This is a genomic window from Marinagarivorans algicola (genome assembly GCF_001292705.1).
GTDB lineage: Bacteria > Pseudomonadota > Gammaproteobacteria > Pseudomonadales > Cellvibrionaceae > Marinagarivorans > Marinagarivorans algicola.
In genome coordinates this window covers 65,587-79,997 of the sequence record NZ_LGAK01000024.1, presented here as the reverse complement: position 1 = coordinate 79,997, position 14,411 = coordinate 65,587, and the positions used below count along the sequence as shown (strand labels likewise).

Below are 14,411 nucleotides of genomic sequence, written 5' to 3'. Positions count from 1 at the left end.
GAGTTGCTAGAAACAATTAATCAGCAATATTCTTTATCCAGCCGCTTACATATCATATTAGACAACGCACGATACCATTATTCCAAAGCGGTTAGGAAGTACCTTGAAGGAAATAGCAGAATTAACTTAGTGTTTCTACCCGCTTATTCACCCGAGCTTAATTTGATCGAGCGCCTTTGGCGGTTCTTCAAAAAGAAAGTCCTCTATAATCAATATCATGCCGATGTGAAAACCTTTAGGCAGGCATGCGTAGATTTTTTCAAGAATATTGACCAACATAAAGAAAAGTTAAGAGTACTGCTCAGCGGTGGACTTCAGGGTTTCTGTTAAACCTAAATTCCAAACGCTTTTACTATAAAATAGCATATACAATATCCACAACTACATTCCCTTTAAAGACTACCCATTATTTAATCCCGTACTGATGTAAGAATTCTGTATGTTTTGGCATGGCGTTGACAGTTTTTTCTATGCTTGATTTTAAGTCTGCCAAGGCTCGCTTTAATTCAGCATCTGATACCAAATGTCCCATTTTATGATAGCCTTCACTGCGTAAACCTTGCCCGCGTAAAACTTGATTCCAAGAATCCACTCGAAATAAATCGGAATCATCTTGGTATGCTATTGCGCTAGCTTTATATAAATCCAAACGCTGCTGTAAAGAATCGGGTAAATCCAACTCTGCCCGCTCACGCCAAAAATTTTCTGGTCGCTTATTTAATTTATAATGCGCGATCAAAAAATCTCGGATACTCGTTAGCTCAGCATTTGAAACGTCATTAAAGCGACTACGCAATGCATCATTCACTCCATCAAAAGGGAACATCTGAATGAGTCGCGTAATACCCACTTGAATCAAGTGAATGCTTGTAGATTCTAGTGGCTCTAAAAAGCCACTCGACAAACCTAACGACACACAGTTTTTATACCATTGATATTTTCGCTTACCCGTGGAAAAATGTATAAGCTTAGGATCAGAAACAGTATCACCTTGAATATTTGCCATTAAACCTGCATATGCCTGATCGTCAGACATATGATCATTGGAATAAATAAAACCATTACCGATACGATTTTGCAGAGGTATGCGCCACTGCCAACCCGCCTCATGCGCCATAGATCGAGTATAAGGCTGGACCTCTTCAGTCAGCGTAGTTTGCACTGCCAATGCCCTGTTAACGGGGAGCCAATGCCTCCAATCTTCCAACTCTACATTTAAAGCGCTACCGATTAATATCCCTTTGAAGCCGGTGCAGTCAATAAACAAATCACCGGAGATTAGTTGACCATTATCTAGTGTTAGACTTTCAATAAAACCCGTATTTACACACAAACTAACATTATTGATTTTTCCTTCTTCTCGCTTAACCCCTCTTTTCTCACTAAAATCACGTAAGAATTTGGCATATAAGCCTGCATCTAAGTGATACGCATAATTAATATTGGCTTTATCCGAAAGAGAAAATTTACCCGCTTCAGCCGCTTGCAGCTCCAAGCAATAGTCATCAATATCACCACACAAACCCTTTTCATTTGCGTACTGCCACATATGCTGAAAATGGCCCATCCAAGTGGAACGGCCCACCTTGCCAAAAGAATGAAAATAGCGATCGCCTTGCTGCCCCCAATTTTCAAAAGCTATACCCAACTTAAAAGTGGCACGCGTAGCTTTCATAAATTGACGCTCATCAATACCTAATAACTGATGAAATGACTTATGAGTAGGAATAGTTGCCTCACCCACACCGACTGTACCAATGCTATCGGACTCAATTAAAGTTATATCTAAAAGGCGCCCTAATTGGCTAGATAACGCCGCTGCCGTAATCCAGCCTGCTGTCCCACCGCCGGCAATTACAACTTTTTTAACCTTTTGTTCGATCATATCCGGCGTCACTCCTATCGGTTAATTTTTTTGATTAATTTTGCTCTTAATCGCCTAGCTGTGATGGGGTCAATAGTGGCTAATAGACCTTGAGCATATTCAGGTAAATGAGCGCAAGGCTTACTAGCATCACCAAAAATATAATAATCAAATATTTCTCGCCAAGCTTTTTTTTCACTCTCTGGCCGATCACGTAAACTTAGTAAGGCATGGAGTAATGTCACACTAGGATCATCAATAAAAGAAGGGGATGTATTCCACCAATAATTGATCATGACATTAAAGTCATCCAATGCATCAACTTGGTGCCACCACATTGCAGGATATACCAGCACATCTCCAGGCCCTAGCTCTGCAATCTGACCATGCTTAAGAGCCTCTCTTGCTTTAGGGTATTTTATGAAATCAGGGGCTTTTAAATCAAACATACTCACAGCTTGCCCCCCAGGGGTCGGCTCTAAAGGACCTGGATATAAGTTTGCTATTTGACTTGGCGGAAACAGAGTGAATCGCCGCCTACCCACCAAGCATGCAGCCACATTATTAGATACATCATAATGAGTAACCGCCGTTGTTTTATTACCTAGCCAAATACCAACCTGAGGAGAATATGTCTTAAAAACATCACCTTTAATATTTAGGCAATCACTTTCAAGCAGGCCAGGAAAGTGCCCCTCTAGTTCGGCAGAACCAACATAAAAGGTAGTCCCATCACCCAAATCACGGGAAATTTCTATTTTTTCAAAAAAATCTTCAAGGCTCAAATATTCTGTCGAAAAATTAAAACCTGTCAAATCCTGATTATAAAAAAAACGTCCAGCAGCACCGGCAGCAGCCACATAGCTCAACATGGGGCGGGCCCCGACGTGTGATATCAAATGAGCTTTAGCTTTTAGGTAGGATTGTTTACCCGCAAGTACTAAGGGCGCATGACTTAGAGCACCCTTTAAAACACAAGGCTCACCACTTTCAATTAATGCATTAAAGTCTACATCATTAAACTCGGCACCCTCTATCACTCTTGTTTTTTTATTAACAAGCATTGTCAATATCGCAGCCCTATCTTCATCGATTATTTAATACTTTCATTTCTATAATTCGAGAAACATTATTAAGTGATGATAATACTAAAAAACAATGCTCTAATAAATTCAACTGATTGAGTTTATATAACTCATCAGCAGTTAAATTTGCTAACCGCTCTCGACTAATGGTATATAAATCCGGAATAACGTAGCGCTGCCCATCATCCGTACTGGCCTGAATGGTTATAGACTCCAGTAAATCAAATGAAACTAGAGAATCAAAAAAATCATCTACTAGCTCAGCTCCTTTATGGATCACATTCAGCGACTTTAATATATTTTCAAAATAAGGCGTATAACCGCCATGCGGCAAAAAGACATTATCTCCTGAGTCAACATCAAGCCTTGAGTCAGCAGTATCAAATACAACAAGGGGATCCAGTAATTGTTTATTTTGATCGAATTTCTTCTCTAGAGCAAAGGGACCCTTAGCTCGTATTGATGGAATATATCGAGCATTCCAGTCATTGTCTTTTAAAAATAGATTTTCGTTTGCATCAAGCCCTAAAAGAGCAATGGCATAATACTTTTGATCAGCTGATTGGCGAAATAGGATAGGGTATTCACGATGAAGCATTTCAAACTCTGTTGGAAACACGAGAACTTGATTTATATTATCCCCACTTGATTCACCATATTGAGATTTCACTTTCAAATGAGCATGAGCAACGTTATCTAATACGGCGTACGATGACACAATTTATGCCTCTCTGTTAAAATTATCACACATACAATTTTATTCAAATAATATGTTACAACTACATAAAATGAAATTTATATAGTCCGGTAGATACAAAAAAGAAGAGCCACATAAATGTGACTCTTCAAATGTAATACTTATACTAAAACGTGTCTAAAACTTATAGCTAGCACCTAACATAAAACGTGCAGCATTCTCACGCAGGAATTGCAAATCGCTTTCAGAACGGCCGAATTCACGAGATGTCTCTTCAGTTAAATTGATAGCATCGAATGAGAATGAAAGATTATCATTGACTTCATAGCCTAAACTAAAGTCTAGCTGTGAATAAGCTTCTGTGAAAATGGGGTTTCGGAAAGGACTTCCATCATTAGAGTTAGACAAAAACTCATCCCGCCAGTTATAAGCAAGGCGAGACGAAAAGCCGTATGCTTCATAAATAAGTGTGAGGTTAGCTGTATCACTCAACCCAGTTAAAGCAAACTGATTTGCTGATGGATTCGCAGCCACATCAATACCTACATCACCATTCACCGCAGTGTAACTAGCGGAAATACCAAAACCCGTATCACCAAAAAAATGCTGACCTTGAAGCTCAAGACCATGTATCTTGGCTTCTTTATTATTGATAGGCCTGTTAACAGCTAACTCAAATAAAGGGTCATCGCCATTTGCCGCTAAGTCATATTTTGATTCAATAGCATTATATTCATCATCAATGATATTGCCATCGGCATCTTGTACTGCAACAAATTTTTCTCTAGCCGTGGTCAAATCTGCTGAGGTATCAACAAATACAGTCATTGCGAAAAGATTATCTTCATCAATATCTACGCCAAGCTCTTTAAGTAAAGCAACAGCATTACCACTACGCGTACCCTCAACACCAGATGTCACATCACGTAAACCAAATAAGTTTTCGTCAGTTGTTTCACGACCAACAAAATTACTTACTCGTTTTTCGAACACGCCAACAGACACATAACTAGCATCATCAAAATACCACTCGACAGAGATATCGATATTATCTGACTCAAGAGGCAACAACTCTGGGTTACCAATACTAGCCGATGATTTACCCCCTAAGTATGTGGAACCTGCCTGAGACTGCACACTGCTACTAGCAAACAAATTATTATAAGTCGCACGAGCAATTGTCTTACTATAAGAAGCACGCGCTTTCACATCTTCGGTAAGATTAATAGAAAAGTCGACGCTAGGTAAAAAGTTTGAATATGACGAGCTAATCTCAAAACTGGTCGCATCCTCAGCTGCTGATGTGGCAAAGTCATTATTACCCTGCCAGTCTATTCGAGCAGTTGGTAATGAGCGTGTTGTGGATGTTACGCTCGTATCTTCGTAACGTAATCCTAAGCTCAAAAATGCATCGCGATCTGCTATCTCGAATTCATTGCTAAATTGAGTGTAGAACGAGAATACATCTTCTTGTACTTCATCGTAACTACTTTCCGTAACAGTTAAAGGCCCACCACTCCCTTTATAGCCTGTTGCGTAGGCATCAGTTAAACCAAAGAATATATCTTCAGCATTACCACGAACACCATAAACAATGTTATTAGGCTTATTTTCATCTAAAGTTGCCCCGCCGATGGTGTGGTCATCAAAGCGACAAGAAACACAGAAAGTTTCTAACGCACCTGGCACAAGTTCTTCAGAGTCACCGGTATTATTAGCACCCCAATCACCTAAAATTTGTCGATTCCCCAAATTATCCGTAGTATTCGTTTGACTACGGAAATTAACACCTGCCGTAAGATTCGACCTCTCATCCAACTCCCAAAGGCCACGTAGATCAAACTGATCCACTTCATTTTTTTGAGTAATTGTACGCAAATTCGCAACTTGGCTACTGGCGCGCTTAGGGTCTACTGCAGACCGAGCAAGCTCGTCGTAAGTCATATTTCTGTTAGCATCGGTAGTCGCTAGTACAACCGTTTGCACAGGGATATCACCACTATAGTTAACAGCCTGAGTTAATGTGCCATCTTTAGTTGGCACATATTTCATATCCAAGCCGACATTGATACGAGAATATCCACCAGCACCGTTAGGCGAGACCTCTGCTTCTGATGTATGAGCATCTAATACAATGGTTAAGGTATCTGAAGCATCAAACTCGGCATTAAAACCAAATGAATTTAGCTCATCCTTAGAGGCACGTAAGGTCTGTTGCATCGCAGCGCCTTGGTTTTTAGAGGGCTCTTCTAGGTAGATTGTTGAAGGGATGGGGCTCTGATCAAAAACCACTTCCGAGAAAGGGCGATTAAACCAGTTAGATACATCAGAACGACGCTCTTCGCCTTCATTGATTGCAAAGGTATAGTCAACAGCCATACGAATTGAGTCACTAGGAGCATACTCAAAAACTAACTGCCCATTGAGTCGCTCACTAGTAAACTCAGAAAAATGGTAGCGACTATCACGAGGTAATGCCACATACACATCGTCAAGGGTAGAGCCTTTTGGCGCTCCAGTGATGTCAGTGTCAGCGTTAGTGAGCCCTAAGAAGTTCCCATAATAAGGTACGACATTAATCTCTGCTTGCGTTGCACTTGCGGCAGCACTATGGCGCTCATTATAGCTACCAAATAATGACACACCAAAAGTTTCACTATCGTTTGCCCAGCTTAGTGTACCACCAACCTCAGGAGTGACCTTATCCCCACGATCAACTGATGTATCAGCAATTGCTTTAGCACTAAGTGCGCCTGTAAAACCCGCGTCATTGTCTAAAGGGCGTCTGGTAATCACATTAACTGTCGCACCAATACCGCCGGAAGCCACATCAGCACGGCCCGTTTTAAAAACTTCGAGTGTTTTAACTCCATCAGAAGCTAAGTTTGAAAAATCAAAAGCACGACCAGCACCATCTGTTCCGCGACCATCTGTTCCGCCACCAATAATCGGCACATCAGCAGTAGGGAGAGTACGGCCATTCAGGGTCACTTGGTTAAAACTTGGACCAAAACCGCGTACTGTGATTTGAGAGCCTTCACCATTCACTCGGTTAATAGAAACACCAGGTATACGCTGTAAGGATTCTGCTAAATTAGTGGATGGAAACTTACCAATATCTTCCGCCGAGATAGCATCAACAACACCGCTAGCATCACGCTTAATATCCATAGCGTTTTCTAATGATGCACGAATACCGGTCACTAATACTTCTTCTACTGGCGCACTCTCTTGTGCTATGGCTGAGTAGCTGACACTTGCAATCGCAGCAATGCTGACAGCAAGAACGTTTTTCTTAAACATTTGACGAGGACTTCCCATGGGACTCTCCATAATGGTTGATGTAATGATGACTGCTTATTTTTTTTAGTGTAATTAAGCAGTTTAAAGCTAAATAGAGTAAGGGCTAATGCCCGAATTTATTGATACAAAACAAGATCTTATTATATAAAATTTCATAACCTAGGCGTTTGATACCAATAAGCGCTCTAGAGTGCCGTTGTACAGCCTCGTAAGACGTCATTATTATTATTCTATTTGGTTTTGTTGCGCACTCTTACAGGGATGAGAAAGCAACAAAATTCGTAACACCTTAGTACATTCACAAAACTTGTACAACTATTTGGTGCTGCATTTTTTAACCGGTCGCCGAAATCAACGCAGCATTTTTTAACCTTTTAGCAAAACCCTATAAACTTTATGGTACAGGGCTTTCACCCGCAAACAAAACGCTCAATAATCGATCAGCTAATGGCGGCATTACGCTACTTTGGTAGGAATATAACTTGTTGTATTTGCTTGCGTGGCCTAATCTCCGTACATCAATATATAGGAGTTAACATATGCAGTACCTGTACCCTGATATTCGCGCCAATCAAACCTATCAATTACAAGTTGATGACAGCCACACTCTCTACATCGAAGAGAGTGGCGACCCTCAGGGTATTCCTATTTTGTTTCTTCATGGCGGCCCTGGCGCTGGTACAAGTAGCTTTGATCGACGTTTTTTTGACCCTGATAAGTACCGTATTATTTTGTTTGATCAACGCGGTGCTGGGCAATCCAAGCCTCATGCCAGCCTTAACGATAACTCGACGAGCCATTTAATTGCCGATATCGAAAAAATTCGCCAACACTTAAAGGTAGATAAGTGGGCATTGTTCGGCGGTTCTTGGGGCTCGACTTTGGCACTGATTTACGCACAAGCCTTCCCACAAAGAGTATTGGGTATGATTTTGCGTGGCATCTTTTTATGCCGCCCGCAAGATTTGGAATGGTTTTATCAACGCGGTGCCGACAGAATATTCCCTGACTATTGGCAAGATTACTTAGCGCCCATCCCTCACGCCGAACAGGGTAAAATGATTCAAGCCTACTATCGTCGTTTAACAGGCGCTAATGAGCTCGCTAAAATGGCCGCCGCCAAAGCGTGGTCACAGTGGGAAGGCCGCTGCGCGACACTGCGCCCCAACCCTGATGTGGTTCATCATTTTGTTGAGCCGCATATGGCGGTATCACTGGCGCGCATAGAGGCGCACTACTTTGTGAATAAGGCGTTTTTAGAGCCCGATCAAATACTGCGTGATGCGCACCTTTTAAGTAACATTCCCGGCACGCTAATTCATGGCCGCTACGATATGGTCTGTCCGCTCGATGGGGCAACCGCATTACATAACGCTTGGCCGGCATCTAAGTTACACATTATTCGCGATGCGGGGCATTCATCACGCGAGCCATCAGTCATGGATGCCTTAGTAAAAGCAACAGATACTCTTGCTGAACAGCTCTCTGGCGAGGGTGATCGCCAAGGTTAGGTGTACCGCTCTGTTTATTGAGCGGCTAGTTATTGAGAGCTAGTGTGAATATTGAGGCCATACGGCTGGAGCCGATTAGTTATCATCCACCGGTTTAATGGCATCGATTTCGGCTTGTGTTGGTAGCTCAGGGTAAGGCTCTACCTCGCCACCAGCACTGCCATCTTGTACCGGTAATAGCCAAGCGCGCATTTTAGCCTCTAGCTCTGCTACGCCTTCACCATTACTGGATGAAAACAACTGCACTTGTACAAGGTCGGTCAGATTATGCTCTTTAAGGTATCGAGATACACCTAATAAAGATGTTTTCGCTGCACCGCGCTTTAGCTTGTCAGATTTGGTGAGCAATATATGTACAGGCATATTCATTTTGTCGGCCCACTCTAACATCATCATGTCAAAGTCGCGCAGAGGGTGACGGATATCCATCATTAGTACTAGCCCCATCAAGCTTTTACGCTTTTCGAGGTATTCCGATAAATGTTTCTGCCATTCATTTTTTTTAGCTAACGGCACTTTAGCGTAACCATAGCCGGGCAGATCAACCAATCTAAAGGTTGCAGCGCCTAACGTGAAAAAATTCAGCAGCTGGGTTCGACCAGGGGTTTTACTCGTCCTTGCAAGTTTACCGTTGCCGGTTAAACGGTTAATAGCGCTGGATTTACCAGCATTAGAGCGGCCAGCAAACGCAACCTCTGCACCTTCTTCAGAAGGGCATTGGGCGAATGTTTGAGCGCTGATCAAGTATTCCGCTTGGCGAAAATTAATGTTTGTAGACATGGGATGCACAAAAGGTGAGTTCTAACGAAGGGGTGTATATAATGCCATCACAAAACACATAGAGCTATTTATAATACACCTAGAGCGATTGATAGATGACATAGAGCCATTTATTAGGCATCAGCCGTATGAATCACAGCAAGGCGTTTTATTCGTTGACTTGATTTGGCGCAGTACGCAAAGCCAGCTGCTATGGTAAATAAGCTGCTAGAGTGAAACTTTTTACTTAATTTTTAACTTTACCCACGGAACACACATGAACAAACTATTAAGCTCAATGGGCGTTGCGCTTGGCGTAACACTTGCCGCACCTTTTGCCGTAGCTGGTGGCGACGCCGCTAAAGGCCAACCCCTGACAGCGGTTTGTGCCGCTTGCCATAGCGCCGATGGCAATAGCGCTCTAGCCAGTTTTCCTAAACTAGCGGGCTTGGGTGAGCGCTATTTGCTTAAACAAATGAAAGATATTAAAAGCGGCGCCCGTCCCATCGTCGAAATGACAGGCCTACTCGACAATATGAGCGACGAAGACCTCGCCAATATTGCCGCTTACTACAATAGCAAAGTAACCCAGCTTTCAGGTAGCAAAGACTTCAATATTTTGGTCAACTCTGGCACAGAAGTTAACGCCTTAGAGCTAGGCACCCGTGTTTATCGTAACGGCAATAAAGAGGCCGGTATTCCAGCATGCACGGGCTGCCATTCGCCGCGCGGGCAAGGTAACGAGCCCGCAGGTTACCCACGTTTAAGTGGTCAACATGCTGACTACATTGCCAAACAGCTGCAAGACTTTCGCGCCGGTAGGCGTGCTAACGATGAGGCTAAAGTCATGCGTGGCGTTGCAGAGCGTATGACCGATGCCGAAATTACCGCCGTTGCCAACTTTATTGCAGGGCTTAATTAAGCGCTTAATTGCAGCTTAATTAAAATCTGCATGCGGCAAGTAAACAAGAGCACTGGGAGCGCCTTAGGCGCTCCCAGTTCGATAACGAAGACCGTTCAGCAGTTAAAGGGCGACGATTAAAAAGTACACACTCGAATCCGTCAGCGTAGTTAAGCTTGCAGTCATCTTAATAATCATACAGTGCGTATGACTGGCGCTCATAAAGCGCTCAATAAAATGGCCGTAGGTATTGGGAACTTTTTGCATTTAGGCAACTCAAAAGGCCGCCATTCATTATCACATAAGCAATAGCTAAGCTTTGCTTACTCATAACAATAGATAGGGGAATACCCATGCGTATAGCAGCACTCATCCTTGGCTTAGCATTACCATTATTTGCTTGTGCCGAACCCGAACAAGCAGCGCCTGCCAAAGTGTACGAAGAAGGCAAGCACTATACTATTATTGCTGGCGCTAAAAAGCCCGCCAACAACCAAAAAGTCAAAATTACCGAAGTTTTTTGGTATGGCTGTGGCCACTGCTTTAACTTCGAAGCCCTTGTGCACCCATGGACCAAATCACTACCAAGCTATGTTGAGTTCACACAATCACCCGCCATGTGGAAACAGCGTCGCCCAGGCGTACCGCAAGATATGATGTGGACGCATGCTAAGCTTTACTATGCCGCTAAAGCGGTACAAGGCCTTGATAAGCTGCACATGGCGTTTTTTAATGCTATGCACAAAGACCGCAAGCAACTACTCGACGATGCAGAAATTGCCGCCATTGTTGATAAAGCAGGCTTTGATGGTAAAAACTTTGTTGGCGTTATGAACTCTTTTGCCGTGAGCGGCCAAGTTAAACAAGCCGACGATCGCCAGCGTCAGTACAAAATTAGTGGTACACCTGAAGTGGTTGTGGCTGACTACTACCACATCAGCGCTAGCAAAGCCGGCAGCCAAGCCGAGATGCTCAAGGTCGCTAGTTACTTAGCTGAAAAGCTACATAACGAAAAATAATCCTGTCGGATATGAACCTTTAAGACCAAAAAACCCGCCTCGGCGGGTTTTTTGGTTGTTGCACTATGGGTTTTACGCTATAGATTTTATGCTATGAGTTGTTACACAAATAGCATCAAGCCCTGCAGGCAATTTCTACGACCCACTCACACACAGCGTACACCAAAGCGCGCACATAGGTATACCTAGCAGCGCGATCAAACTACACTTCAACAAACACTCAGTGATGGCCGCGACCCACTCAAGGCTATTGCTGCAAAGCATAATAATAAGCATCCTAACAAGTTACGCTATTATTGATACTGACGCCGACCCAGACAGACAATGAGAGACTCACCGTGGTAGATCGCACACTGGACTTACGCAATATTCTAACAGACCTATACAATGATAAGCGCATTGATTCTGGCACGATGAATCAATTGCTCGGTACCAGTCGCACACCAGCACAAACGGCTATGCACCCTGTAAGCTATGTTGCCAGCCAAGCGCTCGACGACCTCACTCGCCCCGGCAAAAAACTGGATGAAATGGCGCTAACTGCATGGCTCGCCGACAAAAGTCATATGCAAGTTTTCCATATTGATCCCATGAAGCTTCAAGTTGCCGATTTAGCTGGGGTAATGAGCTACCAATTTGCTAAAAGGCACGATTTACTCTGCGTTAAAGTGAATGCCGATGAACTGACCGTCGCAGTTGGCCAACCCTTTACACGAGGCTGGGTTGAGCAGTTGATGCAGACCAGTCAGCGGAGCATCAAATGTGTGTTAGCACTGCCTTCTGATATCGCCCGTTACCGTGTCGAGTTTTATTCACTCGCCAAATCGATCAGTGGCGCAAAAGGCGGAACCAAAGTAGCAAGTAATGCCACCAATTTTGAGCAGCTTCTAGAGCTCGGCAGCATGACCGACCCAGAGGCTAATGATCAGCACATCGTCAACATTGTTGACTGGTTACTGCAGTACGCTTTTGATCAGCGCGCCAGCGATATTCATATTGAACCGCGCCGCGAAGTGGCGCGCATGCGCTTTCGTATTGATGGTGTATTACACCAAATTTATGAGTTTCCAGCCAATGTCGCCACAGCTATTACCAGCCGTATCAAAATTTTAGGTCGTATGAACGTTGCCGAAAAACGTAAACCACAAGATGGCCGTATTAAAACAAAAACACCCGACGGTACCGAGGCCGAGCTCAGGCTTTCCACACTGCCTACAGCCTTTGGCGAAAAACTTGTTATGCGTATTTTTGATCCTGAAGTCCTACTGCGTAGCTTTGATGATCTAGGCTTAGGCGGTGAGGATTATGAGCGCTGGCAGGCTATGATTAATCACCCTCATGGTATTGTGCTTGTGACTGGACCAACCGGCTCAGGTAAAACCACTACACTCTACTCAACACTCAAAACACTCGCCACTGATGAGGTCAACGTTAGCACCATAGAAGATCCTATTGAAATGGTTGAAGAAGCCTTTAACCAAACCCAGGTACAACACAATATCGGGCTCGATTTTGCTGCGGGCATTCGCACGCTCATGCGCCAAGACCCTGATATTATTATGGTCGGTGAAATTCGTGATTTAGAAACTGCACAAATGGCTGTCCAAGCCTCATTAACCGGACACCTGGTGTTGAGTACTTTACATACCAACGACTCTCCCACCTCTATATCACGCTTACTCGATTTGGGAATACCTGCTTATTTACTCAAAACCAGCATGCTCGGCGTTATGGCGCAGCGCTTAGTACGCACACTATGCCCGCACTGCAAAGAACAAGATAGTATTTCGCAAAGCGACTGGGACGAACTCGTTCGCCCCTGGAAAGTCGCTAAACCTCAGAAAATATTCAAAGCTGTAGGCTGCTTAGAATGTCGCAATACCGGCTATATTGGGCGCCAAGGTATTTATGAAATTTTGCGCATGAGTGAAAGCCTAGGGGGTATTATTCATGACATTACCGATCTCAACGAGCTGCGCCAACAAGCGATGCGCGAGGGCATGCGAACATTGCGGTTATCGGGCGCTCAAAAAATAGCGAAAGGTCACACCACTTTAGAAGAAGTATTACGCGTAGCTCCGCCCGTACAAAAATATACATAAAGCTGCTCGCGGGTATCACTACCTCTATTGACCCAGCAAGCTCAACCGCATACGAAACGCCCCACAATGAGGAAGTCACATGTCGCCACACGCTAAAAAGATAAACCGCAAATTGCCACGCAAAACAAAACAATGGGACAGGGATATATTAGAGGCACTCAATACTTCACTGGCATTAATGAAAGAGCAATATTTTGGTATTTTTATTGCCGAAGATGACCCCTCAGCCTTAGCCCGCCATCGCGACGCCCTCACCGCTTTAGGCTGTATGCATGCTTTTATGCATCGCGACATTACCGACACTCAAAGAATGCTCGAGATACGCCTAGATGTCTATCGTAAAATATTTGATGAACTACGCGAAAACCTCATTAACCATCCTAGCGAGATGTTTGTGAGTGCGTATTTATATACCCATGTATGCCTTAATACACTCAGCCCAAAAAAGTATCATGATATCGCAGCAGCGTTTTCACAACACTATGCCGAGCAATTAGGCTGGAACAATGAAGACGATGAGAGCTTATAAAGCATAACGCCATGATTTCAAGCATTATTGACAAGTTAACTTTTGGTATGGTGTTAATCGTTCTGATGCAACTGCCACTTTTAGCCGATCATTACTTGCAGTACTTACAAGGGTATTTCGATGCTACCCAAAAAGAGGTCGCTCGAGATCAAGCATTAGCCAAGCAGTATAATTATCCCACTGTATACGCCCTTATTGCAGCACATAAGCAAAGTGATATTGCGAGTGTGCAAGCCGATGCCGAGCGTAAAAGCTTGCGCATTCAAGAGCTTGCTGAGCTTCAACACGGTATTTTACTGTTTACCGACGGTACACTGGCCGACAAACTCGTGTACATGTTGACACCCAAACACTCCAAAACACTTGCGACTGTTACTCAAAATTTTAAACCCGGTATCCCACTTCATCCGCAATACCTCATTTTTTGCACATTTTTTGCCCTAATGTTCAACATCATAGGGGCTATGCCCATTAAGCTCGTGCGCTACGTAAAACACAAGCGCTCAGGCCACAACGCGCGCATTGAGCACTGATCAATAAACATGCGCACCAAACAAATAGACAGGCACAACTAGCTAAACCCCTAAAAATGTTGATCTACGCGCCAAAACACAACTTTACAAGCTCTGCCGAGAGTGCAA

13 protein-coding genes are annotated in these 14,411 nt (G+C 43.6%); 7 read left to right on the top strand and 6 right to left on the bottom strand.

What is annotated here, in order from left to right; translation table 11 throughout:
• Window positions 1–330, top strand: a 330-nt coding sequence (locus AC438_RS16580) for a transposase (RefSeq protein WP_202904742.1), incomplete at its 5' end; no start/stop codon positions are given.
• A 76-nt stretch (window positions 331–406) separates the two neighbouring features.
• Here AC438_RS16580 and AC438_RS09925 read toward each other — a convergent pair.
• The 4 genes from AC438_RS09925 to AC438_RS09910 form a co-directional block, all read right to left on the bottom strand.
• Window positions 407–1,885, bottom strand: coding sequence for a tryptophan halogenase family protein (locus AC438_RS09925; protein WP_053981104.1), 1,479 nt, complete (start codon window positions 1,883–1,885; stop codon window positions 407–409).
• Window positions 1,886–1,899: 14 nt separating this feature from the next.
• A complete protein-coding gene (locus tag AC438_RS09920) occupies window positions 1,900–2,928 on the bottom strand; it encodes a cupin-like domain-containing protein (protein WP_053981103.1) in 1,029 nt (342 codons plus the stop codon).
• A gap of 22 nt (window positions 2,929–2,950) precedes the next feature.
• The gene (locus AC438_RS09915; RefSeq protein WP_053981102.1) at window positions 2,951–3,667 is read right to left on the bottom strand and encodes a SapC family protein; all 717 of its coding nucleotides are present in this window, start codon (window positions 3,665–3,667) and stop codon (window positions 2,951–2,953) included.
• A gap of 156 nt (window positions 3,668–3,823) precedes the next feature.
• Window positions 3,824–6,967 (bottom strand): TonB-dependent receptor, encoded by a 3,144-nt coding sequence (locus tag AC438_RS09910; RefSeq protein WP_053981101.1) that lies wholly within the window; start codon window positions 6,965–6,967, stop codon window positions 3,824–3,826.
• A 521-nt stretch (window positions 6,968–7,488) separates the two neighbouring features.
• Here AC438_RS09910 and pip point away from each other — a divergent pair.
• Window positions 7,489–8,460, top strand: coding sequence for a prolyl aminopeptidase (gene pip, locus AC438_RS09905; protein WP_053981100.1), 972 nt, complete (start codon window positions 7,489–7,491; stop codon window positions 8,458–8,460).
• A gap of 75 nt (window positions 8,461–8,535) precedes the next feature.
• On the opposite strand, the gene yihA is transcribed toward pip, so the two are convergent.
• Window positions 8,536–9,240, bottom strand: coding sequence for a ribosome biogenesis GTP-binding protein YihA/YsxC (gene yihA, locus AC438_RS09900; protein ID WP_053981099.1), 705 nt, complete (start codon window positions 9,238–9,240; stop codon window positions 8,536–8,538).
• Window positions 9,241–9,496: 256 nt separating this feature from the next.
• On the opposite strand from yihA, the gene AC438_RS09895 reads away from it, so the two are divergent.
• A complete protein-coding gene (locus AC438_RS09895) occupies window positions 9,497–10,141 on the top strand; it encodes a c-type cytochrome (protein ID WP_053981098.1) in 645 nt (214 codons plus the stop codon).
• 102 nt (window positions 10,142–10,243) lie between these two features.
• Here the strand turns inward: AC438_RS09895 and AC438_RS16820 are convergent, their stop codons facing one another.
• Window positions 10,244–10,387, bottom strand: coding sequence for a hypothetical protein (locus AC438_RS16820; RefSeq protein WP_156312399.1), 144 nt, complete (start codon window positions 10,385–10,387; stop codon window positions 10,244–10,246).
• 86 nt (window positions 10,388–10,473) lie between these two features.
• Here AC438_RS16820 and AC438_RS09890 point away from each other — a divergent pair, with 86 nt between their 5' ends.
• The 4 genes from AC438_RS09890 to AC438_RS09875 all read left to right on the top strand — a co-directional run bounded on the left by AC438_RS09890 (window position 10,474) and on the right by AC438_RS09875 (window position 14,303).
• On the top strand, window positions 10,474–11,139 hold the full coding sequence (locus AC438_RS09890; RefSeq protein WP_053981097.1) for a thiol:disulfide interchange protein DsbA/DsbL: 666 nt from the start codon (window positions 10,474–10,476) through the stop codon (window positions 11,137–11,139).
• 338 nt (window positions 11,140–11,477) lie between these two features.
• Window positions 11,478–13,241: a type IV pilus assembly ATPase TfpB gene (gene tfpB / locus AC438_RS09885; protein ID WP_053981096.1), complete on the top strand. Its 1,764-nt coding sequence runs from the start codon at window positions 11,478–11,480 to the stop codon at window positions 13,239–13,241.
• A gap of 79 nt (window positions 13,242–13,320) precedes the next feature.
• The gene (locus AC438_RS09880) at window positions 13,321–13,770 is read left to right on the top strand and encodes a hypothetical protein (protein WP_053981095.1); all 450 of its coding nucleotides are present in this window, start codon (window positions 13,321–13,323) and stop codon (window positions 13,768–13,770) included.
• Between the two features lie 11 nt (window positions 13,771–13,781).
• Complete coding sequence (locus AC438_RS09875; RefSeq protein ID WP_053981094.1) at window positions 13,782–14,303, top strand: DUF2937 family protein; 522 nt, start codon at window positions 13,782–13,784, stop codon at window positions 14,301–14,303.
• Window positions 14,304–14,411: the final 108 nt, after the last annotated feature.